This is a genomic window from Maritimibacter sp., from assembly GCF_016774595.1.
Classification (GTDB): Bacteria; Pseudomonadota; Alphaproteobacteria; order Rhodobacterales; family Rhodobacteraceae; genus Maritimibacter; species Maritimibacter alkaliphilus.
In genome coordinates, this window is record NZ_JACBWT010000002.1 from 624,031 (window position 1) to 645,611 (window position 21,581).

Genomic DNA, 21,581 nt, shown 5'->3' on the forward strand with positions numbered 1-21,581 from the left:
CGCGCGGATTGCGCAATCACCCGCGCCAGTCGACCCAGTCGTCCAGTGGCGCGCGCGCCGTGCGGAACCCGTTCGCCGGATGCGCGGTGTCGCTGTAGCCGAACGAGATCACGCACAGCGCCAGCCGATCCTCGCCCAGCCCGAAAAAGTCATGCAGGGCAGGCGAGAACGCCGCCGGAGCCGCCTGCGCGATCGTGGCGATCCCCCGTGCCTCGGCCGCGAGGGTGAAGGCGGTGATGAACCCGCCCGTATCCAGCGCGCCGTAGCTGCCCAATTCGCGGCCCGACGTGATCATCGCCACATGCGGCGCGCCGAAGAAACTGTAGTTCTTCATCATCTCGCGCGCGGACCCCGCCCGGTCGCCCTTTTCGACGCCGACGGCCTCGTAAAGCTGCCAGCCGCAGGTGCGCCGCCGTTCCCGGTGATCGCCCGTGTAGCCCTCGGGAAAGGGAATATCCGGCGCGGGTTTGCCTTGGGTGACCGCAGCGCCAAGCGCCTCGCGAAGCCGCTCGGTCTCGTCGCCCGAGGTCACCGACACCTTCCACGGCTGGGCATTGCACCAGGACGGCACGCGCTGCGCGGCCAGAAGGATCGCCTCGATGTCTTCCCGCGCGACCTGATCCGGCTTGAACGCGCGGCAGGAGTGGCGGCTTTTCAGGATGTCGAACAGGGTATCGTAACGGTTCATCTGGTCCTCTCAACGGCACGGCTGCGCGGGCAGGCTACTGCGCCTGACTGGCGAAATATCCCACGACCCCCGCCACGATCAGACCCAGCACCACCGCGATGGTGATCTTGATCCACGACCACGGGCGTTCGCCCTGCACCTTCCCGGTTCGTCCGTTCACCACGAAGCGATAGGTCTTGCCGCGATACTTGTAGGCGGCGAGCCAGACGGGAAGCAGAATGTGTTTGAACGTCACGTCGCGCACGGTGGTGTTCACCGAATGCACCCGCTGGCGATCCCCGCCGATGTCGAATTTCACGTCGCGCAGGATCACCTGATCCATATAGCGCCGCGCTTCGTCATACCCGTCCGGCAGTTCCACCGAATAGCCCTCGGCCCGGTATCCGGCGAGGTATTCCGGGCGATACGGTTCCAGCGCGGCCAGATCCCACGGCGCGAGGTTGTCGGTGAAGCTCTTGGGCAGCGAGCGCGAGGCGAGCACCAGAACATCGTCGAAGAACCGCTTCACGGTCCCCGCCGCAGGCCGCCAGCGCACGCGCTGTTCCTGCACCTGCACCTGCTTGCCGTCGCGCATGACCGTCTTGGTCACGTAATAGACCGTGCCGTGCTCGCCCGTGTACCGCGACTTGGTATCGGCGTCGAAAGTCCAGTAGGGCACGTAGATACCCGACATCCGGCGACCCTTGCGCGCGTATTGCTGCAAGCCGTTGGGGGCGAACCAGAGCTTGCCCAGCCACTTGTTCATCGCCTCATGCGCCGCGCGCTCCTCGACCCCGAAGGGCAGTAGGCCCTTGGGTTTGATGTGGCGATGCACGCCCGTATCCGTCACCACCGGCGTCGCGCAGAACGGGCATTCCTTGGCGTGGGTCTTTTCGTCGAACTCCACCTGCGCCCCGCAATTGGGGCATTTGGCGACGCGGGTTTCCTCGATCTCGGCCTCGGGCAGCTTTGCGTCCAGTGCGGCGCGGAAGTCGAGTTCCTGAATGGCGCTCACATGGCCGCCGTGGCCCTCGATCTTGGTGACGTTGCCGCAATGGTCGCAGACCAGTTCGCCTGCCGCCGCGTTGAACCGCATATCGGCCCCGCATTGGTCGCAGGGAAAGCGGTGCTCCTCCATCGGGCTTACGGTGTCGAGCGGGTTGGTGTCATCCTGCATGGTCGAAACTCACGATTTGGGCGATCTGTCTGGCCGAGGCCGAGGTGAAGCGGATCACGTGGCAGAAGATGCGGGGGGCCTCGCCCGCGCGTTGCAGGCGGCCCGAAACCGACCCCGCCTTGCCGTGGCTCACCACCTCGGAAATCTCGATCCATTCGTGATCCGGCGTCTCGGCCCGCGCGGCCTGTATGGCATCGCGCCCGGTGATCCCGGCCCCGAAGCGGTCCCAGGACGCGCCTTCGGCCAACAGACCGTCGTCCAGCGCCCCGACCCCCATGAGGGCAAGCGCGATCGCCTCGGTCGTCTGGTTCTTCGGGCTGTTGCCGCAATCCGGCGAGCGGGCGATCCGGGTCATCTGGGCGGCCTGCCTGTGTCTGAGATCGAAAGCATCGGAAAACCTGCGCGCGGGTGTCGTTCGCGACAGGGGTAGCATGGGGGCGCCGAGGCGCAAACCGTCATTGCCGAGGTTGTTGCATGTGGGCGAGGCCCGCCTATCCTGAGCCCAGCCCGAGACCGGAGACCCGATGCGCACCGCCCTGATCCTCGCCCTGCTCGCCATGCCCGCAAGTGCCTTCGCCGAGGACGCGATCTATCGCTTCACATGGCAGGGCGCGGGGGGCTACGCCTTCGAGGGGGCGATGTCCTTCGACGCCGCGAAACTGTCGCTCGGGCGGATATACGAGGGCGACGTGCAGTGCTTCGTCATCGAAGGGCGCAAAGGCGACCTGCCCGTGGGGCGCTGGGCGCTGGGCATGTTGATCCCCGAAACGACGTGGATTCTGACCTTCGACACCGAAGCCGAGCGGTTCGTTCCCTTCGGTCCCGCCGATCCGATGCCGCAGGCCTGGAACATGGACGGCTACGGCACCGACTGCGGCCCCGAAGGCTTCGGGTTCAACATCGGCAACTACGCGCAGGACATCTGCATCGACGGTCGCCTGATCGCCGACAGCCAGATGCCGCCTGCCACGCCGTTTCCCGCCGAACGGGTCGAGAGCTACGATTTCCCTGCGGATGCCTGCCGCCCGTCGATGCTCATGAGCGAGAGCCGCGCGACGGGTGGTGGGTTTGGCCCCACCCGACAAGCCAAACGACCGTAGGGTGGGTGCCAATCCACCGATCGGTGCGACGCCTCAGACCGCAGGCGGCGGGGGCGGCGGCATGACCGTGAACAGCGTGGCGAGGTCGGCCACGTCCTCGGCCTTCATCCAGCCGTCCTGCCCGGCGGTCCACACCATCGTCTCGCGCGTGACCTCACCGGCCCCGGCCTTTTGCCCCATCGTGGCGCGGCTGAACGGGCCTTTGGTCTCGCCGTTCTCGGCGATGTGCCAGACCTTCTCGGCCGGCGGCGGGGGCGGCGGTGCGGGGCGGGCTGCGGCGGGCGCGGGGGCGGCGCCCCACGGGCCCTGCATCGTCCCGGCACCCTGCGCCATCGCCATGCCCAGACCCATGCCCATCGCCGCGCCCATGCCTTCGGAGGCGGCACCGCCCTTTTGCAGCGCCTCGGCGGCCGACCATTTCATGTGCTCGTCGAGATTGCCCGCCAGCCCGCGCGAGGTGCGCTTGTCCAGCGCCTCTTCGACCGCCGGGGGAAGCGAAATGTTCTCGATGTAGAATTCGGGGATCGCAAGGCCGTAATCCGCCACGATCTTGGTGATCTCGTTCGCCACCATCTTGCCCAGTTCCTGCGTGTTCGCCGCCATGTCGAGCACCGGGATGCCCGACCCTGCGATCACGCGGGAAAAGCTCTGAACGATGATGTTGCGGATCTGGAAGCTGACCTCGTCCATCGTGAACTCGCCATCCGTGCCGACGATTTCCTGAAGGAACAGGGCCGGGTCGGTCACCCGCACGGCATAGGTGCCGAAGGCGCGCAGGCGCACCGGGCCGAACTCGGGGTCGCGGCACATGATCGGGTTCTTCGTGCCCCATTTGAGGTCGGTGAACCGGGTCGTGTTGACGTAATAGATTTCCGACTTGAACGGCGACTTGAACCCGTGGTCCCAGTGCTGAAGCGAGGTCATGATCGGCATGTTGTTGGTTTCGAGCATGTAAAGCCCCGGCGTGAACACATCCGCCAGTTGCCCCTCATGCACGAATACCGCCGCCTGACCCTCGCGCACGGTCAGCTTCGCGCCGTACTTGATCTCGTGGCCTTCGCGCTCGAACCGCCAGACCATCGTGTCGCGGGTATCGTCCGTCCAGTGAATGACGTCGATGAATTGCCCGCTCAGGAAATCCAGAATGCCCATTGTCCCATCTCCCTATACATTGCCGCCCATCAGGTCCGAGGCGATCCGCTCGACGATCGGTCGCGCCTCCCCCTCGGACATGCCGGGGCGCAGGCGTTCATCGTAGAGCATTTCCAAAAGTTTTTCGTCATGAGTCGTGAGGAGGCCGAATTCCTCGTCGTCGTTGAAGATCGACGGGCGGGCCAGCGGATAATCGTTGGACAGCCCCAGACCCTGCGCCACCTCTTCCTGAATGCAGGACGCGCGCAAGAGGTCGGGGTGTTCCGCCCGGATGATCGCCACGGCCTGATCGTAGGTGCCGTCCTGTTCGGGATCGGTCGCGAAGGCGAGGCAATAGGTCGATTCAGGCAGGTTCAGAACCGTATTCAGGGCGGTGCGCGAAATGTTCGGCATGATCCGCCGCAGCGTCGGCTCCATCGCGCGGCGTTCGCTTTCCGACAGGATGAAGACATGGAAATTGCCGCCCCGCCCGACCGAGATCGGGTGGCCGGTGATGCGGCCCAGACGGTTGGCGAAGGCGGCGAGTTCGTTGGAATCGCGCGTGCGTTTCGCCGGGCTGACCGAGGGGCCGAATTCCAGCGTCAGTCGCACGGGCTTGGTCCAGCGATGCAGGCGCGACGCGCTTTCACGGGCGACGAGCGTGCCACCCTGATCCGCATATTCCTCGTAGAACGCGATGCGCAGGAAATTCCGGGTCAGGTCACGCGCGGTGAACGGCGCGTCCGGCCCGCCGCCATCTGTGCGCAGCAGACCCTGCGAAAGCAGCCCGTTCTGCAACCGCGCATAGTAGGAGACCAGTTCGGGCGACAGCCCATCCGCCTCGGGCACGTTCGAGGCATCGGGGCGCGGCTCCGGGGCCGGGGCCGTGCGCACGGCCCCGCTGCCCGGCATGTCGCATCCGGACAAAAGACCCGCCGCGACCAGCGCGGCGGGCAGAATGGCTGACTTCAGTTTCAATTCGGTACGGACTCGCCCATGTTATGCCCCGACGCGGTGTCGCGGGCCTTGGCCGACGCGAGCGTTTCTTTCAGCTCGGTCTCCATCTTCTTCAACTCTTCCTCGGCGGCAGCACGTTTCGCCTTGCCTTCGTCCGCGATCTGGAGGCTTTCCTGAATCGTGGCGATAAGTTCGGCGTTCGCGGTCTTGATCGCCTCGATATCGAACACGCCGCGCTCCATCTCCTGCCGCACGACCTTGTTCGATTCGCGCAGGTTCTTGGCATTCGCCGTGAGCAGCTCGTTCGTCAGGTCGTTGGCCTCTTTCACCGCGGCCGCCGCTTCGGCCGACCGCTGGATCGTCACGGCCTGCGCAAGCTGCGTCTCCCATAACGGGACGGTGTTGACCAGCGTCGAGTTGATCTTCGTGACGAGGCTCTTGTCGTTCTCCTGCACCAGCCGGATCGAGGGCAGCGACTGCATCGTGACCTGACGGGTGAGTTTCAGGTCATGCACACGGCGTTCCAGATCGTCGCGGGCCGCGCGCAGGTCGCGCAATTCCTGCGCCTTCATCACGCCCTGTTCCTCGGGCGCGGCATCGACCTCGGCCGCCTTGGCGGGAATCGTCGTCTCGTCCAATTCCTTGATCTTGGCCTCGCCCGCCGCGATGTAGAGCGCGAGTTCGTCGTAGAAATCGAGCGTCTTGTCGTACAGCACGTCGAGCGACTTGATGTCCTTCAGCAGCACATGCTCATGCTTGAGCAGGTTGTCCGTGATCCGGTCGATCTGTCCCTGAACGTCCTCGTAGCGCGCCGCGAACTTGGCCGCGGGCGCGGCCTTGCCGATGATCCGCTCCCAGAAGGTGCGCTTGCGGCGCATGTCCAGCTCGCTGACCGAAAAGCCCCGGATCGTCGTGACGATATCGCGCAAGCTGTCGCCTGCCGGGCCGACATCCTTGTTGCGCACGCCCGACAGCATTTCCTGACTGATGGTCTGCAATTCGGCCTGCGCCGACGAGCCGAATTCGATGATCGACTGGGTGTTGCCCATGTCGAGCTCGCCCATCCGCTTGGTGATCTCGGCCTTCTGGCCCGCATCGGCCGCCTCGAGCGGCACCAGTTCGGTCGAAGGTTCCCGCAGGACCACCGCCGTCAGATCTTCGACGGCCTTGGTTTCGGTGCCCGCTTCCTTGAATGTCTTGTCGTCCATCGCCCTGTCCCTGTTTTAAGAACTGACCACGCCTTCGCGGGCCAGCCGTTCACGCAGCACGTCGATCTCGATGTTCAGATCGGCATGATCGTCGGTAAGCATCTTCTGTGTCCGCGCCGTGAAATTCGTCTCCAGATCGTCGAGAAGCCGCACGTAATCCGCCCGCGCCGCACTGTTGCGCGACTGGCTGTAGATGTCGGCGAACTTCACCGTCGCGTCGCGCGCGCCCATCAGATAGACCGTCAGATACTTCCGGGCCGCCGTCAGATCGCGCGGGTCGTCCTCGATTGTGCGGAACATATGGCGCGCGGTGGCCTGAAAGCTGTCGACCCGGCGCTCGAGCTCGCGGTCGCGGGCACGCAGGATCGCGTCCTTCATCGCGGCAAGCAGCTTCTCGGCCTCACCTACGGCACGCGCCACCCGGTCGGTCTGGAACTCGTCCACCCCTTCCATGCCCTTGTTCTTCATCGGGTCGGGACCGAAGGCCATCACGTGAAGCGCGGCCCCCAGCACCCCGAAGATGACGGCGTTGATCACGCCGCCGCCCATGAACCCCGCGAGCGCGAGACCGAGCCCGGTGGTGACCGACCCGAGGATCTTGCGCGGCGCAGCAGGGCGGCGCGCGATCTTGCGCGCGTCATAGGCCTCGTGCGCCAGCACCCCTTCGCGCGTGAGCCAGGCCGCGAGGATCAGCAGGCCGAAGGCGACAAGGCGCAGGGCCAGACCCGCCGGGTCGAGAAAGAAGGCCGACACCGCAAGGGGCAGGGGGGCCAGAAAAAGGAAGTTCACCCGCCCGCCCGCGCGCGACCGGGTCTGCCCGTCGAACGGGTTTTTCGGCGCGGGCGACGCCTTGTCCGTCCTGTCCGGGCTGTATTTCCCGCCGTAACGCTGGGCCATCAGCCACCCCCCGTGACCGCGACATACAGAATGAGCGCGAGCAACAGCAGGTAGGACAGTTTCTGCAAACCGGAACCGGACACCACGACCCCCTCGGCCGGAAATTCCCATGACTTGTGATAGATATAGGGGCTGCGGGGCCTGCGGGCCAGATGAATCCCGAAAAGGCGGGGAACCTTGCCGATACGCGACGCTCCCAAGCGGAGCGGGCTTGCGCCCGCGCAGGTTTTGCGCGTTTTCGCCGCTGGCGAAACCGCACGGGTGAAGGGGGCCAGCCCCCTTGGACGCATTTGCAGGGCAAATGCGCCCCACCCCCGAGGTTTCTGGAAACAGAGAAGGGATCAGCGTTTGCGCGTCGGCTTACGGCGGCGCACGGGTGTCTTTTTCGCGGTCCCCGTCGGGTCTTTCGGCGCCTCAAGCCCAAGCTGGTCGCGCAACACGCGCCCCTTGACCTCCTCGACCGCGCCCGCCTTGAGCTCGCCCAGACGGAACGGACCATAGGAGATGCGGATTAGCCGGTTCACGGTCAGCCCCACGGCTTCCATCGCGCGGCGGATCTCGCGGTTCTTGCCCTCGCGCAGCCCGATGGTGAGCCAGGCGTTCGCGCCCTGCTGGCGGTCCAGCGTTACGGACATGCCCTGAAACGCCTCCCCGTCCACGGTGATACCCTTGCGCAGTTTCTCGAGCACCGCCTCTTCGGGCTTGCCGTTCACCCGCACGCGGTACTTGCGCACCCAGCCGGTCGAAGGCAGCTCCAGCTTGCGCTTGATGCCGCCATCATTGGTGAGGAGCAAAAGCCCTTCGGAATTGAGGTCGAGCCGCCCGACGCTCATCACCCGTGGCATGTCCTCCGGCAGCTTGTCGAACACCGTCTCACGCCCCTTTTCGTCGCGCTCGGTGGTCACGAGCCCGGTTGGCTTGTGGTAAAGCCACAGGCGCGGCGCTTCGGGTTCCTCGACCGGCTTGCCGTCCACGGTGATCTTGTCGCGCGGCGTGACGTTCAGCGCCGGGCTGTCGATCACCTTGCCGTTCACACTCACGCGCCCGGCCTCGATCATGCGCTCGGCCTCGCGGCGCGAGGCGACGCCGGCACGCGAAAGCACCTTGGCGATCCGGTCGCCGGGAGGGGTCTTGTCGGTCATGGTCCCCGGATAGGGCGCGGGCCGGCCCTTGTCCAGCGGCGCGCGGCGCGCGAAGAAGGGGCATGACCGGCTTTCGCTCATACATGGATGCGGCCCTGGACGAGGCGCGCGCCGCCGCCGACCGCGGCGAAGTGCCCGTGGGCGCGGTGCTGGTCGGCCCGGACGGCACCATCGTCGCACAGGCCGGCAACCGGACGCGCGAATTGTCCGATCCCACGGCCCATGCCGAAACGCTGGTGATCCGCGCGGCCTGCGCCGCCGCAGGATCTGAGCGCCTCCCGGATCACGACCTCTACGTCACGCTCGAACCCTGCCCGATGTGCGCCGCCGTGATCTCTTTCGCGCGCATCCGCCGTCTGTATTACGGCGCCTCCGACCCCAAATCAGGCGGCACCGCCCACGGCGCGCGCGTCTTCAACCACCCGCAGTGCCACCACGTGCCCGACGTCTACGACGGGATCGCCGCCTCCGAGGCCGAGACGCTCCTCAAGACCTTCTTCGGCAAAAAACGCTAAACACCTTTCCGGTCCGAAATATCCCGGAGGGGGTCTGGGGGAGGCTGGCCTCCCCCAGCGGGTCGTGGCGGGCTTGCCCGCCGCGAAACCTCAGATCTCGATGGCTAGCATCACCTCGGGCTCGATCACTTCGACGCCTTTCAACTCGCCCTTCATCACCTCCGCCGACTGCTCGAGCAGCGGGAAGGTGCGGTAATGGCACGGGATCACGGTCTTGAAGTCGAAATACCGCTTCGCCGCGTAGGACGCGCGCGCCATATCCATCGTGAAATGACCGCCCGCACACAGGATGCCGATGTCCGGTTTGTGGATGTCGCCCATCCACTCCATGTCGGCCATGATGTCGGTGTCGCCCGAGACATAGATCGTGTGACCCTCGCCCGAGATCATGTAGCCCGATTCGTTGCCGAGGTAGCGCGGGCCGTCCGCTGTCTGCTCGGACGAGGAATGGGTCGCGTTCACCATCGTGACCGCCACCTTGCCCAGCTTCACCGTGCCGCCCTTGTTGAAGCCTATGACCTCCAGCCCGTGCTTTTTCTCCCAGAACCCCATCAGGTCGAAAATGCCGACGCAGGGGATGCCCTTGTCGCCGCAGATGCCGACCGCCGAATTGGCGTGGTCGAAATGCCCGTGGGTGACGAGCACATGGGTCGCGCCCTCGGTCGCGGCAGCCCACTGGTCTTCGGGCAGCATCGGGTTGCCTTCGAGCCACGGGTCGATCAAGAGAACCTGATCCTCGATTTCGATGCGGAAGCTTGCGTGTCCGTGCCAGATGATCTTCATGGGGATACCTCCTGTTTTGGACGGGAGCGTAACAGGATGGGAGGGGATGTCGATGGACTGGACCGCGCAGATCGACGCCTATTGCGAACGGGTGGGGTTCGGGTTCTGGGCCGAGCCGATCAATGCCCTGACCAACATCGCCTTTCTGGCTTCGGGGTTCGTCATCTGGCGCAAGGCACAGGGGCGCGGGCTGCCGCTGGCCGAGGCGATGGCGATCGTGCTGTTCGCCATCGGAATCGGGTCGTTCCTGTTCCACACCTTCGCGACACGCTGGGCGGGGGCGATGGACACGGCGCCGATCCTGATCTTCGTCCTGCTCTTCACCTTCGCGGCCACCTGGGATCTGTTCAGACAGTCGCTGCCGATGGCCGCGATCATCACGCTTCTGTTCTTCCCGTTCATGGCTGTCGCCTATCCCATCGGCAACATCGCGCCGTGGCTCGGCTCGTCGGCCGGCTATATCCCCGTGCTCCTCTGGATCGGTCTGTTCGCGATCATGGCCTCGGGCCAGCTCGCGTGGGATTTCTGGACCGGCTTCGCGCTCCTCGCGCTCTCGATCACCTTCCGCAGCCTCGACGAACGGGTCTGCGGCCAGCTTCCCATCGGCACCCATTTCCTGTGGCACCTGCTGAACGCTTTCCTTCTCGGCTGGTTCGCCAGTTTCTACATCCGGCACATGCTTGCAGCTAAGGCCCGCCAAGGCTAAACCGCCACGGACGTTTACGGAGGCAGATATGTCGATCGACAAGGACACCGCGCGCAAGGTCGCGCATCTGGCCCGCATCCGGGTCGAGGATGACGCGCTCCCCGCGCTGGCGGACGAATTCAACACCATCCTGGGCTTCATCGAACAGTTGAACGAGGTGAACGTGGACGGGATCGAACCGATGACCTCGGTGACCCCCCAGCGCCTCAAGCGGCGTGAGGACGTGGTGACCGAAGGCGATCAGGCCGACAAGATCCTGAAAAACGCCCCCGATGCCCGCGAGGGCTTTTTCGCCGTGCCGAAGGTGGTTGAATGATGTCCGATCTGAACAAGCTGACCATTGCCGAAGCGCGCGACGCGCTGAAGAAGGGCGACGTGACGAGCGTGGAACTGACCGAGGCCTGCATCGGCGCCATCGACGCCGCGGGCGCGCTCAATGCCTTCGTGCACAAGACGCCGGACATCGCGCTGGAGCGCGCCAAGGCCGCCGATGCGCGCCTGAAAGGCGGCGAAGAGGCCCCCGCGATGTGCGGTATCCCGATCGGGATCAAGGACCTGTTCTGCACGCAGGGCGTCGAAAGTCAGGCGGCGTCGGGCATCCTCGAAGGCTTCAAGCCGGAGTATGAATCGACTGTCAGTCAGAACCTGATCGACGCGGGCGCAGTCATGCTGGGCAAGCTCAACATGGACGAATTCGCGATGGGATCGTCCAATGAAACCTCCGTCTACGGCAATGCCGTGAACCCGTGGAAGGTGGACGACCGCCAGCTCACGCCCGGCGGCTCGTCGGGTGGCTCGGCTTCGGCCGTCGCCGCCGATCTCTGCCTCGCGGCCACCGGCACCGACACCGGCGGCTCGATCCGCCAGCCCGCCGCGCTGACCGGGATCACCGGCATCAAACCGACCTACGGGCGATGCTCGCGCTGGGGCATCATCGCCTTCGCCTCGTCGCTGGATCAGGCCGGGCCGATGACCAAGGACGTGCGCGACGCCGCGATCATGCTGGAAGCCATGTGTTCGCATGACCCGAAGGATTCGACCTCGGCGGACATTCCGGTGCCGAACTTCGAGGCGATGCTGACGGGCGACATCAAGGGCAAGGTCATCGGTATTCCCAAGGAATACCGGATGGACGGGATGCCGGAAGAGGTCGAAAAGCTCTGGGCCGACGGCACCGCGATGCTGAAGGACGCGGGCGCCCGGATCATCGACATCTCGCTCCCCCACACGAAATACGCGCTGCCCGCCTATTACGTGATCGCGCCCGCCGAGGCGTCCTCGAACCTCGCCCGCTATGACGGCGTGCGCTACGGCCACCGCGCATCGCTCGCCAAGGGCGAAGGCATCGTCGATATGTACGAAAAGACCCGCGCCGAGGGCTTCGGGCACGAGGTGCAGCGCCGCGTCATGGTCGGCACCTACGTGCTGTCGGCAGGCTTCTACGACGCCTACTACAACCGCGCCCGCCGCGTGCGTGCGCTCATCAAGCGCGACTTCGACGAGGCGTTCGATCAGGGCGTCGACGCGATCCTGACCCCCGCGACCCCCGGCCCGGCCTTCGGTCTGGGCGAGATGTCCGAGGCCGATCCGGTCGAAATGTATCTGCAAGACGTGTTCACCGTCACCGTGAACCTTGCCGGACTGCCGGGCATCTCGGTTCCCGCCGGGCTCGACAAACAAGGGCTTCCGCTTGGGCTGCAACTCATCGGGCGTCCGTGGGAAGAAGGTGACCTGCTGAATGTCGCCTACGCCCTCGAAGGCGCGGCCGGTTTTGTTTCCAAGCCGGAAAAATGGTGGTAAACGGCCGGAAATCCCTCCGGAGACCCTGAAAACATGCGTAACGCCGCACTCCTTACATCCGTTCTGGCACTGGCCGCCTGCGCCGGACCGATCCCCGACAGCGGGGCGCAGAGCGCGAACGAGGCGACGCTGCCCGGCGCGGCCACCGTGTCGAGCCAGCCGATCGACAGCGAAGGCGCTGCGATCGCGGCGGAAACCTCGCAGGTTCTGGGCCTGAGCGGCCCGGCGACGACGACGACCACCGGCGCGCCCCTCAGCGCGATGTCGTCCAGTGCGACGGTGAATGCGGGCACCGCCACGGTGCCGCCCGTCACCTCCGGCGCGGCGGTCGAAGACGGGGCCGTGGCGAACACGGCCGTGATCTCGGACGAGAACAACTTTCAGGCCGTTTCGGAACGGGAATCGATCCAGTCCGACGCCGAGCGTCTGGCCGAGAACCGCGCGCAATACGTGGTGATCCAGCCCACCGAAGTCCCGCAGCGCGAAGGCGGCAACGGCGCATCGGTCGTGAAATTCGCCCTCGCGACGAACAATGCACGCGGCCAGCAGCTTTACAGCCGGTCGAGCTTCAACGCGCAGGCCCGGTTCGAACGGAATTGCGCCAAGTATTCCCACAGCGATCTGGCGCAGGAGGCGTTCCTGAACGCCGGTGGCCCGAACCGCGATCCGCAAGGGCTCGACCCCGATGGCGACGGCTTCGCCTGTTACTGGGACCCGGCCCCGTTCCGCGCCGCCCGTCAGGGCGCGCCCGAGGTCGTGACCGAATACACCGACCGGGAGACGCTGGGCGATACCCCGCAGTAACGCGATCTGGCGTCCGTCGCCCAACTTCGGGGATCGCCGCGACGGGCTGGTCCCCGAACTCATCGTCATCCATTACACCGCCATGGCCAGCGCCGAGGCCGCGTTGGACCGGCTTTGCGCGCCCGAGCACGAGGTGTCGTGCCACTACCTCATCGCGCAGGACGGGGCGCTATGGCAGATGGTCGAGGAAGACCGGCGCGCATGGCACGCGGGCCAAGGCGACTGGGGCGGGCGCGGTGACGTGAACTCGCGCTCCATCGGCATCGAATTGGACAATTCCGGCCTCGTTCCGTTCACCGAACCGCAGATGGCGGCGCTCAACACGTTGATTTCCGACATCCGGGGCCGCTGGTCCATCCCGCTCCACGGCGTGATCGGCCATTCCGATTTCGCGCCCCTGCGCAAATCCGATCCGGGCCGACGGTTCGACTGGCGTCGTCTCGCACGCGACGGACAGGCGGTCTGGCCGGACCCGACCGATGAGGGGGCGCAGCCCCGCGAAGAGGCGTTTCTCGGCGCGGCCCGGACCTTCGGCTATCCGGTGGGCGAGGGCTTCGGTGCGGTGCTCGACGCAATGCGACAACGCTTCCGGCCCTGGGCGCGCGGGCCGTTCGACGGGCGCGACATGGCCATCATTCGCGATCTGGCCGACCGCTTCCCCGTTGACCGGGGCGCGCCCGCCGCCTAGATGACCCTCGCGCGGATGGCCGGACGGTCGCCGGTGGCGGGGGCAACTCCGCTGCGGGAGGAAAGTCCGGACTCCACAAGGCAACGGTGCCGGGTAACGCCCGGCCGGGGCAACCCGAGGGAAAGCGCCACAGAGAACAAACCGCCTGGGTCAATCGCTGACGCGATGAACCCCGGGTAAGGCTGAAACGGTGGGGTAAGAGCCCACCGCGGGACGGGCAACCGGACCGGCACGGCAAGCCCCACCGGGAGCAATGCCGAATAGGGACCTCGCGCCCCGCGAGGGCAGGGCCGCCTTGGCCCGGAGGTCCGGGTTGGCAGCTCGAGCGGTTCGGTAACGGATCGCCTAGAGGAATGATCGTCGGCACCGGGGCGACCCGGCGTCACAGAATCCGGCTTACAGGCCGTCCGCGCATATCCACGTTTTCCGCGATCAAAAGGCGCGGGCTCACGCCCGCACAGGATGTGCGCCGCCCCGGCTGCGCCGCGACGCCGCGGTGGCCGCCCTTGCCGCGCGTCGGTCGTGGCGTGATCCCTGCGGCCTTTGCTGGGGAGGCGTCTGAGGGGCAGGTCTGCCCCCTCAGAGCGCCTGTTCGAGCATGGTGCGAGTCGTCTGCGCGTCAAGGACGAGCCACGGCCAGGGCCGTGGTCGCTGGCGCGATCCGTGACCCGCAGAAGACTCGCGGGTGCGGGGTGCGAAAAGTAGTGGAAGGGTGGTTGACTCAGGCCCCCGTTTCTATAGAAGGCGGGCTTCAAGGATTTACCCGGGCGGCTTTGCTGCGCCCGATGAGGAGCTGGAAAAATGGCGAAGCCGACGACGATCAAGATCCGCCTGAACTCGACCGCGGACACGGGCCACTTCTACGTGACCAAGAAGAACGCACGCACGATGACCGAGAAGATGACCGTACGCAAATACGATCCGGTCGCGCGCAAGCACGTCGAGTACAAAGAAGGCAAGATCAAGTAAGCCCTTCTTGAGCCAAGACGAAAAAGCCGCGCGACCCACCGGGGACGCGCGGTTTTTCTTTGTGCAGACGACATCCGCCCGGACCCCGTTCCAACGACACGAACGAGAGGACCGACAGGATGATCCACCATTGCGAACCCGAAGCGGGGCAACGCCATTCCCCGACGCTTCCCCCCTTCACGCTGCGCCGGGCGCAGCCGGACGACGAGGCCGCGCTAACGCGGCTTCTGACCGAAAGCTACCGCGTCCTGCTCGCCCCCGATTACCGGCCATCGGTGCTGGCACAGGCGGTTCCCAAGATCGGCCGGGCGCAGCCGGACCTGCTGATGGCGCCGGGGTATCTGGTGGCCGAAACCGGGGGCGGCGATCTGATCGGGGCAGGGGGCTGGACCTGGCGCGGACCGGCGGGCGGGGCCGCGCCGCTCGACTGGGGCCATGTGCGCCATGTCGCGGTGCATCCCGATCACGCGGGGTCAGGGGTCGGGGCCATCCTTCTGGAGACGGTGATCGAAGACGCCCGTGACGCGGGCGTCCGGGTGCTTTCCTGCCTGTCGACCCTCACCGCGCGGGGCTTTTACGCGCGCATGGGGTTCAGCGACCAGGGCGAGGTCGATCTGGCGCTGGGACCGGGTCTCAGCTTTCCGGCGGTTCAGATGCGTCGGGTGTTGTAGAACGGCGAAAGGCCGCGCGGGGTCCGCGCGGCCTTTCGTTCGTGTCCGGGTGAGATCAGGCTTCCGAGCCCTGCATCTCTTCCAGACGGCGTTTGTTCGCGGTGCGGCTCATGACAAGATACATGAGCGCGACGCCGGAAAAGAATGCGCCGACGCCGACAAGAGTGATGGTGGTCATAGTAATCCCTCGTTTACCAAGTTGCCCCTCAGGGTTGCGTAGTTGGTAAATGTGGCGGGAATTGGTCGCCAAAAGGGTGTCATCACGTCGATTGATGCCAATCCATGCAAAAAGGGCCGGTCGCTTGGACCGGCCCTTCGGGGTGTTCTCCGCCTGCGGTTACTCGCGATTGCCGAGGAACTGGAGCAGGAACATGAACAGGTTGATGAAGTCGAGGTAGAGGTTCAGCGCCCCCATGATCGCCGACTTCGCCAGCCATTCGCTGTCCATCGCATGGGCGTGCTGGATGTAGTCGTTCTTCAGCTTCTGGGTGTCATAGGCCGTGAGACCCGCGAAGATCAGCACACCGATCGCCGAGATCGCGAAGTGGATCGCGGGCGAGCCCAAGAAAATGTTCACGATCGAGGCCAGGATCAGGCCGATCAGACCCATGATAAGGAACGACCCCCAGCCGGAGATGTCCTTCTTCGTGGTGTAGCCCCAAAGCGACAGGCCCGCGAAGGCGATTGCCGTGATGAGGAATGTCTGCGCGATCGAGACCCCCGTGAAGGCCATGAAGATCCACGAGATCGACATGCCCATGACGGCGGCGAAGACGTAGAAGAACAGCTGTGCGCCGGCCGCCGACAGACGGTTGATCGCGGCGCCGAAGGCGAAGACCATGACCAGCGGCAGGAACATCACGATCCAGCCGAGGATGTTCGGCGACAGCGTCACCGGGTCGCGCAGCAGCGCCTGAAGCGGTTCAGCCGTGCCGAACGCCCATGCCACCCCTGCGGTGACCAGAAGGCCCACGGACATCAGCCCGTAGATCTTGTTCATATGGGCGCGAAGGCCCTCGTCGATCTGTGCCGCGCGGGCACCAACACCGGCGCGGACCGTTCTTTGTTCAGCCATTAGCTGCCTCCATGAAACCAAAATCCCAGTCGGGCGACGTAAACCCGAACTCCAGATGAATATTGGCAAGCATGGCAAGGTTTTCAAGCATTTCCGGGGGTCAAATCGACCCCCGGGCTGACAAGTCGGTGAAGTTACCAGTGGTGGCGGGACGGAAGCTCCCAGAACGGCCGGTTTGTTTCCGACCACGCCTGTTTGTGCGTCACGCCGATGTCGTCCAGCAGATGCGAGTCGAGCTTGCCCAGCGCCCGGCGCTGGCGGCGCGTGGCGTGCATGGCGAAGAGGACATTCAGGATCGAAACCCTGCGCAGGGGGGCAAAGCCGATACGGCGGCGGGCGATGGACATGGCGTGTTTCCTTCTCGAAATGTAATGCTTTCTGGTCGTTTCATTACGATGCTTGATATCTGCACCGCTTTCGTGAATTATGGAAGCGAATGATTTTGACGATATCCATCAAGGATCGTGATATGGCCCGAAACCTCGACCTGACCGCCCTGCGCGCCTTCGTCACCGTGGCCGACGTGGGCGGCGTGACCCGCGCTGCTGGGCTCCTGCATCTCAGCCAATCCGCCGTGTCGATGCAGCTCAAGCGGTTGGAGGAGTCGATCGGCCAGCCGCTGTTCGACCGGTCCGGGCGATCCATCGAACTGACGGGCGAGGGGGAGCAGTTGCTTTCATACGCCCGCCGGATGCTGGAACTGAACGATCAGGTCTGGGGCAAGCTCACCGACAACGCGCTCGAGGGCGAGATCACGCTGGGGGTGCCCCATGACATCGTGATGCCCGCCCTGCCGCCGGTGCTGCAACGCTTCCATGCCGAGTTTCCCCGGATGAAGGTCACGCTCATCTCGTCCTTCACGCGGGCGCTGAAGCAGGAATTCGTGCGCGGGGCCTGCGATGTCATCCTGACGACCGAGGAGCGTGGCGAGGGCAACGGCGAAACGCTGTGCCACCTGCCGCTCACATGGGTCGGGGCCCCCGGTGGCCGGGCGTGGAAACAGCGCCCCCTGCGCCTCGCCTTCGAAGAGCGGTGCAAATTCCGCGCCGGCGTGCAGTCGGCCCTGGACGCCGCGGGCATCCCCTGGGAAATGGCGGTGACGAGCGAGATGAGCCGCACCATCGACGCGAGCGTGGTGGCCGACCTCGCCGTTCATGCCCGGCTCGCGGGCACACAGATGGACCCGCTCGAGCCCATCGAACACGGCGGCGCGCTGCCCGACCTGCCGATCAACAACGTCAATCTCTATGTCGCCGAAAGCTGCCGGGGCGAGGCGCATCAGGCGCTTCTGCACATGCTCCGGCAGGCCTATTCGACGATGGCTCAGCCGCGACCCGTGGTGACGACGACCTTGCCGGTGGACTTGCGCGAACGCATGAGCTCATAGGCGTCCCCCGCCTGTTCGAGCGGCAGGGTGGCCCCGACGTGCGGCTTCAGCTTGCCCTCGTCATACCAGCGGATGAGCGTCGCCATGCTGTTCGTCAGCACCTCGGGTTTGAAGCGGTTATAGCCACCCCAGTAATACCCCATGATGTTGAGGTTCTTGACCAACAGGTGATTGGCCGGGATCTGCGGAATGTCGCCCGAGGCGAAGCCGACGACCAGAATCCGCGCCTCGGGGTTCGTGGCCCGCATGGCGGCGCGGAACTGATCGCCCCCGACCGGGTCATAAATCACATCGGCGCCCCCGGCGGCCTTGACCGCCTCGCGCAGATCGTCGGTTTCGCTGTCGATCAGCACGTCGGCGCCCGCGCTCTTGCAGACCTCGAGCTTTTCCTTGCCCCGGGCGCAGGCGATGACCTTGGCACCCATGAGCTTGCCGATCTCGATGGCCGTCATGCCGACGCCGCCGGCAGCGCCGAGCACCAGAAGGTTCTCGCCCGGCTGCAACCGCGCGCGGTAGTCCAGCCCGACATGTGATGTGCCATAGGCCACCTGAAACGCCGCCGCATCGGTGAAGGACATCGAATCGGGGATGCGGATCGCCTTGGTCGCCGGGAAGGTGCCGAAGTCCGCGAGCCCACCGGACCCGCCGCCGACAAGCACGCGCATCCCCGGCTCGAACCCCTCGACCCCTTCACCGACCTCGCGGATGGTGCCGGCCACCTCCATGCCCAGAGTGAAGGGAAGGTCGGGTTTCTCCTGATACTGCCCCTTGGCCATCAACAGGTCGCCGAAGTTCAACCCACAGGCTGAAATCTCAAGCAAGATTTCGCCATTTACGGGAGTTGGCGAATTTGTTTCCACTAACTCAGGGTTTTTGTCGTAAGATACAACTTGATACGCGCGCATGCCGCCCTCCTGTTTGTCGCTCACGCTAACGGCGGCTGCTTTGCAAGGCGAGGGCGACGCTGCGTGATATCGCATGACGAGTTGTCGGGGCCTGTTTTGGCGGCCGGAACGGGGATGGTTTTTGAGAGGGAATCGGTCGACGACGGGTTCCAAAAGCGACTTAAGCCGGTGTTTGCAATTTGCAATACACGTATAAGGCGAAAAATTGAGGGTAAAGGGTTAACCATAGGGTTAGCGCGTGACGAGCTGAAATTTCTTTAAGTATCTGGAATAAAACCAGTTTTTAGGCATCCTTCGGCGTGGCCAAAAAGACAGGTTGTGGTTGAATGGAAACTGTAGCTTTCTAATGGGGTTGCGGAGCGTGTTTGTTGGGAGACGTCATCGATGAAGCATCCAGTGGATGTCCATGTGGGAAAGAGAATACGTCATCGCCGCTGGATGGTCGGTATGACGCAGCAACAGCTTGCCGAAAAGGTCGGGATCAAGTTCCAGCAGATCCAGAAGTATGAGACCGGCATGAACCGTGTGTCCGCGTCCCGGCTCTGGGATATCTCGGACGCGCTTTCGGTGCCGGTGAGCTTCTTTTTCGAGGGTCTGGAAGGCGGGGCCGAGCGGGAGGCCGAACACGCCTTGCCCGACGACATCCTTGCCGACAAAGAGGCGCTCGAACTCGTGCGCAGCTATTACGCGATCCCCGAAAACCAGCGGCGTCGGCTGTTCGAACTGGCACGCGTGCTGTCCGACGCGGCCTGAAAGCCTTGACGCGCTTGGGGTGACGTTCTACCGCCGAAGGGTGAACCTTTCGGTGCGGGTGCCGTGACTTTTTCCGAAGAACAATCCGATCTGATTGCCACGGCTCACGCGATGGCGGATGCCGCGCGGGCCGCCATCCTGCCGTGGTTTCGCAGCACCGCGCTGGTCTCCGACAACAAGCTGGACGACGGGTTCGACCCGGTGACGGAAGCCGACCGGGCCGCCGAAACGGCGATGCGGGCGGTGCTGGCGGACCGGCGACCCGACGATGGCATTCATGGCGAAGAATTCGGGCGCCAACCCGGCACCAGCGGTCTGACATGGGTTCTCGACCCCATCGACGGCACGCGCGCCTTCATTTCCGGCTCTCCGACATGGGGCGTTCTGATCGCCGTCGGCGGTGCGGGGGGGCCGGACCTCGGCATCATCGACCAGCCTTACATCGGCGAACGGTTCGTCGGCGGCTTCGGTCTGGGCGAGATGACCGGACCGCTGGGCACCCGCCCGCTTGCCACCCGTGCCACCGAGGGTCTGGAAGAGGCGACGATCTTCACCACGTTTCCCGAGGTGGGCAACAAGGCCGAGCGCACCGGGTTCCACCGGCTCGCCGGCCATTGCAAGCTCACCCGCTACGGGGCCGACTGCTATGCCTATGCGCTATTGGCCGCCGGACACATCGACCTCGTGGTCGAAGCGGGGCTGAACGCCTACGACATTCAGGCACCCATCGCCGTGGTCCGTGCCGCAGGCGGGATCGTCACCGACTGGAAGGGCGGGCCGGCTCACGAAGGCGGCCGCGCCCTTGCCGCCGCGAACCCCGCGATCCATGCCGCCGCCCTTGCGATCCTGTCGGACGCCGATTGATGGCGGATTTGACGATCCGCAACATCATGACCGTCCTCACGATGGACGATGGCCCGTCCGAATTGACCGATTGCGACATTCGCATCACCGACGGGATGATCGCAGCGGTCGGTCCCGACCTCGACCCGATGGGCGAAGTGGTGGAGGCGAAAGGCTGCCTCGTCACCCCCGGTCTCGTGAACACGCACCACCACCTCTACCAGACCCTGACCCGTGCCGTGCCGGGCGGGCAGGACGCGCTGCTCTTCGGCTGGCTCAAGACGCTTTACCCGATCTGGGCGCGGTTCGGGCCCGAGGAGATGCGGATTTCGGCCCTCACGGGACTTGCCGAACTCGCACTGTCGGGCTGCACGCTGACCTCGGATCACCTCTACCTCTTCCCGAACGGCGCGCGTCTTGACGACACGATCGACGCGGCGCGTGAGATCGGGATGCGGTTCCACCCCACGCGCGGCTCCATGTCCATCGGGGAAAGCGCGGGCGGGTTGCCGCCCGACAGCGTGGTCGAGCGCGAAGAGGATATCCTGAACGACTGCATCCGCGTGATCGACGCCCATCACGATGCCTCCGAAGGGTCGATGATCCGCGTCGGTGTCGCGCCCTGTTCGCCCTTTTCGGTGAGCCGGGAGCTGATGCGCGACGCGGCCCTCCTTGCCCGCGACAAGGGCGTGATGCTTCACACCCATCTGGCCGAAAACGACGAGGATATCGCTTATTCCGAAGGGATGTTCGGCTGCCGTCCGGGCCAGTATGCCGAGGATCTGGGCTGGACCGGGGACGACGTCTGGCACGCCCATTGCGTCAAACTGGACGGGGCCGAGATCGACCTGTTCGCCCGCAGCCGGACCGGCGTCGCCCATTGCCCCTGTTCCAACTGCCGCCTCGGCTCGGGCATCGCGCCGGTGCGTGCGATGCGCGACGCGGGCGTTCGCGTGGGTCTGGGGGTCGACGGATCGGCCTCCAACGACGCCGGAAACCTCGTGGCCGAGGCGCGGCAGGCGATGCTCCTGCAACGGGTCGCGCAAGGGGCCGACAAGATGTCGGCACGCGAAGCCCTCTGGATCGCGACACGGGGCGGGGCTGAGGTGCTGGGACGGGACGACTGCGGGCAGATCGCGGTCGGCAAGCGCGCCGACATCGCGGTCTGGGACCTTTCGGGCGTGGAATCCGCCGGAAGCTGGGATTCGGCGGCGCTCCTCCTCGCCGGGCCGACACGGGTGAAACACCTGTTCGTCGAGGGGCGTCAGGTGGTGCGCGACGGGTATGTAACGACCATCGATCTGCCCCGCGTGATCGAGATGCAGAACCGGCTCGCCACCGCGTTGGCGCGGTAGCCGGTAAAGTTAGTTTCCGCAGATAACATTTTGGTTTCCCTTGCCATC

Annotated in this window: 26 protein-coding genes and 1 other RNA gene; 14 read left to right on the top strand and 13 right to left on the bottom strand. The window is 65.3% G+C overall.

Annotated elements, in window-relative coordinates; translation table 11 throughout:
- Nucleotides 1-16: 16 nt before the first annotated feature.
- The 3 genes from HOY44_RS14305 to HOY44_RS14315 are packed head-to-tail and all read right to left on the bottom strand — an operon-like array spanning nt 17 to nt 2,199.
- A complete protein-coding gene (locus tag HOY44_RS14305; RefSeq protein ID WP_287435523.1) occupies nt 17-688 on the bottom strand; it encodes a nitroreductase in 672 nt (223 codons plus the stop codon).
- 34 nt (nt 689-722) lie between these two features.
- On the bottom strand, nt 723-1,844 hold the full coding sequence (locus tag HOY44_RS14310; RefSeq protein ID WP_287435525.1) for a TFIIB-type zinc finger domain-containing protein: 1,122 nt from the start codon (nt 1,842-1,844) through the stop codon (nt 723-725).
- Complete coding sequence (locus tag HOY44_RS14315) at nt 1,834-2,199, bottom strand: hypothetical protein (RefSeq protein WP_287435527.1); 366 nt, start codon at nt 2,197-2,199, stop codon at nt 1,834-1,836. Before HOY44_RS14315 ends, HOY44_RS14310 begins: the two co-directional genes overlap by 11 nt.
- 169 nt (nt 2,200-2,368) lie before the next feature.
- Here HOY44_RS14315 and HOY44_RS14320 point away from each other — a divergent pair, with 169 nt between their 5' ends.
- Entirely contained in the window at nt 2,369-2,944 is a 576-nt protein-coding gene (locus HOY44_RS14320; protein WP_287435529.1) for a hypothetical protein, read from the top strand.
- 33 nt (nt 2,945-2,977) lie between these two features.
- On the opposite strand, the gene HOY44_RS14325 is transcribed toward HOY44_RS14320, so the two are convergent.
- The 5 genes from HOY44_RS14325 to HOY44_RS14345 form a co-directional block, all read right to left on the bottom strand.
- Nucleotides 2,978-4,096, bottom strand: a complete 1,119-nt coding sequence (locus HOY44_RS14325) for an SPFH domain-containing protein (protein ID WP_008330564.1) — start codon at nt 4,094-4,096, stop codon at nt 2,978-2,980.
- Between the two features lie 12 nt (nt 4,097-4,108).
- Complete coding sequence (locus HOY44_RS14330) at nt 4,109-5,053, bottom strand: DUF2927 domain-containing protein (protein ID WP_008330562.1); 945 nt, start codon at nt 5,051-5,053, stop codon at nt 4,109-4,111.
- Nucleotides 5,050-6,240 carry a toxic anion resistance protein gene (locus HOY44_RS14335; RefSeq protein ID WP_008330560.1) on the bottom strand — a complete coding sequence of 397 codons (1,191 nt, stop codon included), beginning with the start codon at nt 6,238-6,240 and terminating at the stop codon, nt 5,050-5,052. The genes HOY44_RS14330 and HOY44_RS14335 overlap by 4 nt, the downstream gene beginning before the upstream one ends.
- A gap of 15 nt (nt 6,241-6,255) precedes the next feature.
- Nucleotides 6,256-7,137 carry a 5-bromo-4-chloroindolyl phosphate hydrolysis family protein gene (locus tag HOY44_RS14340; protein ID WP_287435534.1) on the bottom strand — a complete coding sequence of 294 codons (882 nt, stop codon included), beginning with the start codon at nt 7,135-7,137 and terminating at the stop codon, nt 6,256-6,258.
- A gap of 341 nt (nt 7,138-7,478) precedes the next feature.
- Nucleotides 7,479-8,279 carry a pseudouridine synthase gene (locus HOY44_RS14345; RefSeq protein ID WP_287437238.1) on the bottom strand — a complete coding sequence of 267 codons (801 nt, stop codon included), beginning with the start codon at nt 8,277-8,279 and terminating at the stop codon, nt 7,479-7,481.
- Nucleotides 8,280-8,341: 62 nt separating this feature from the next.
- On the opposite strand from HOY44_RS14345, the gene HOY44_RS14350 reads away from it, so the two are divergent.
- Nucleotides 8,342-8,794 (top strand): nucleoside deaminase, encoded by a 453-nt coding sequence (locus HOY44_RS14350; protein ID WP_287435536.1) that lies wholly within the window; start codon nt 8,342-8,344, stop codon nt 8,792-8,794.
- A 90-nt stretch (nt 8,795-8,884) separates the two neighbouring features.
- Here the strand turns inward: HOY44_RS14350 and HOY44_RS14355 are convergent, their stop codons facing one another.
- Nucleotides 8,885-9,577: a metal-dependent hydrolase gene (locus HOY44_RS14355; protein ID WP_287435538.1), complete on the bottom strand. Its 693-nt coding sequence runs from the start codon at nt 9,575-9,577 to the stop codon at nt 8,885-8,887.
- A gap of 46 nt (nt 9,578-9,623) precedes the next feature.
- Between HOY44_RS14355 and HOY44_RS14360 the strand changes: the two genes are divergently transcribed.
- The 8 genes from HOY44_RS14360 (at nt 9,624) to HOY44_RS14395 (ending at nt 15,215) form a co-directional block, all read left to right on the top strand.
- Nucleotides 9,624-10,283 carry a ceramidase domain-containing protein gene (locus HOY44_RS14360; protein WP_287435540.1) on the top strand — a complete coding sequence of 220 codons (660 nt, stop codon included), beginning with the start codon at nt 9,624-9,626 and terminating at the stop codon, nt 10,281-10,283.
- Nucleotides 10,284-10,311: 28 nt separating this feature from the next.
- Entirely contained in the window at nt 10,312-10,599 is a 288-nt protein-coding gene (gene gatC / locus HOY44_RS14365) for an Asp-tRNA(Asn)/Glu-tRNA(Gln) amidotransferase subunit GatC (RefSeq protein WP_287435542.1), read from the top strand.
- On the top strand, nt 10,599-12,083 hold the full coding sequence (gene gatA / locus HOY44_RS14370; protein WP_287435544.1) for an Asp-tRNA(Asn)/Glu-tRNA(Gln) amidotransferase subunit GatA: 1,485 nt from the start codon (nt 10,599-10,601) through the stop codon (nt 12,081-12,083). Before gatC ends, gatA begins: the two co-directional genes overlap by 1 nt.
- A 33-nt stretch (nt 12,084-12,116) precedes the next feature.
- Nucleotides 12,117-12,887 (top strand): hypothetical protein, encoded by a 771-nt coding sequence (locus tag HOY44_RS14375; RefSeq protein WP_287435546.1) that lies wholly within the window; start codon nt 12,117-12,119, stop codon nt 12,885-12,887.
- An 82-nt stretch (nt 12,888-12,969) separates the two neighbouring features.
- Nucleotides 12,970-13,575, top strand: coding sequence for an N-acetylmuramoyl-L-alanine amidase (locus HOY44_RS14380; protein ID WP_502710699.1), 606 nt, complete (start codon nt 12,970-12,972; stop codon nt 13,573-13,575).
- A gap of 11 nt (nt 13,576-13,586) precedes the next feature.
- Nucleotides 13,587-13,990, top strand: an RNA gene (rnpB, locus tag HOY44_RS14385) — RNase P RNA component class A.
- Nucleotides 13,991-14,376: 386 nt separating this feature from the next.
- Nucleotides 14,377-14,544 (top strand): 50S ribosomal protein L33, encoded by a 168-nt coding sequence (rpmG, locus tag HOY44_RS14390; protein WP_008330537.1) that lies wholly within the window; start codon nt 14,377-14,379, stop codon nt 14,542-14,544.
- Nucleotides 14,545-14,663: 119 nt separating this feature from the next.
- On the top strand, nt 14,664-15,215 hold the full coding sequence (locus HOY44_RS14395; protein WP_008330534.1) for a GNAT family N-acetyltransferase: 552 nt from the start codon (nt 14,664-14,666) through the stop codon (nt 15,213-15,215).
- Between the two features lie 55 nt (nt 15,216-15,270).
- Here the strand turns inward: HOY44_RS14395 and HOY44_RS14400 are convergent, their stop codons facing one another.
- The 3 genes from HOY44_RS14400 to HOY44_RS14410 form a co-directional block, all read right to left on the bottom strand.
- A complete protein-coding gene (locus tag HOY44_RS14400; protein WP_008330532.1) occupies nt 15,271-15,393 on the bottom strand; it encodes a hypothetical protein in 123 nt (40 codons plus the stop codon).
- Between the two features lie 159 nt (nt 15,394-15,552).
- Nucleotides 15,553-16,290, bottom strand: coding sequence for a Bax inhibitor-1/YccA family protein (locus HOY44_RS14405; protein WP_138423574.1), 738 nt, complete (start codon nt 16,288-16,290; stop codon nt 15,553-15,555).
- Between the two features lie 134 nt (nt 16,291-16,424).
- Entirely contained in the window at nt 16,425-16,637 is a 213-nt protein-coding gene (locus HOY44_RS14410) for a DUF1127 domain-containing protein (RefSeq protein ID WP_040884623.1), read from the bottom strand.
- A gap of 122 nt (nt 16,638-16,759) precedes the next feature.
- Here HOY44_RS14410 and HOY44_RS14415 point away from each other — a divergent pair, with 122 nt between their 5' ends.
- The gene (locus HOY44_RS14415; RefSeq protein WP_287435551.1) at nt 16,760-17,677 is read left to right on the top strand and encodes a LysR family transcriptional regulator; all 918 of its coding nucleotides are present in this window, start codon (nt 16,760-16,762) and stop codon (nt 17,675-17,677) included.
- Here the strand turns inward: HOY44_RS14415 and HOY44_RS14420 are convergent.
- Nucleotides 17,614-18,582: an NADPH:quinone oxidoreductase family protein gene (locus tag HOY44_RS14420; RefSeq protein ID WP_040884621.1), complete on the bottom strand. Its 969-nt coding sequence runs from the start codon at nt 18,580-18,582 to the stop codon at nt 17,614-17,616. The two genes, HOY44_RS14415 and HOY44_RS14420, sit on opposite strands and share 64 nt — an antisense overlap.
- A 384-nt stretch (nt 18,583-18,966) precedes the next feature.
- Here HOY44_RS14420 and HOY44_RS14425 point away from each other — a divergent pair, with 384 nt between their 5' ends.
- From HOY44_RS14425 to HOY44_RS14435, 3 genes are all read left to right on the top strand, one after another.
- Nucleotides 18,967-19,335 carry a helix-turn-helix domain-containing protein gene (locus HOY44_RS14425; RefSeq protein WP_040884619.1) on the top strand — a complete coding sequence of 123 codons (369 nt, stop codon included), beginning with the start codon at nt 18,967-18,969 and terminating at the stop codon, nt 19,333-19,335.
- Nucleotides 19,336-19,398: 63 nt separating this feature from the next.
- Nucleotides 19,399-20,199: a histidinol-phosphatase gene (hisN, locus tag HOY44_RS14430; RefSeq protein WP_138423572.1), complete on the top strand. Its 801-nt coding sequence runs from the start codon at nt 19,399-19,401 to the stop codon at nt 20,197-20,199.
- Nucleotides 20,199-21,533 carry an 8-oxoguanine deaminase gene (locus HOY44_RS14435; RefSeq protein ID WP_287435555.1) on the top strand — a complete coding sequence of 445 codons (1,335 nt, stop codon included), beginning with the start codon at nt 20,199-20,201 and terminating at the stop codon, nt 21,531-21,533. Before hisN ends, HOY44_RS14435 begins: the two co-directional genes overlap by 1 nt.
- Nucleotides 21,534-21,581 lie beyond the last annotated feature (48 nt).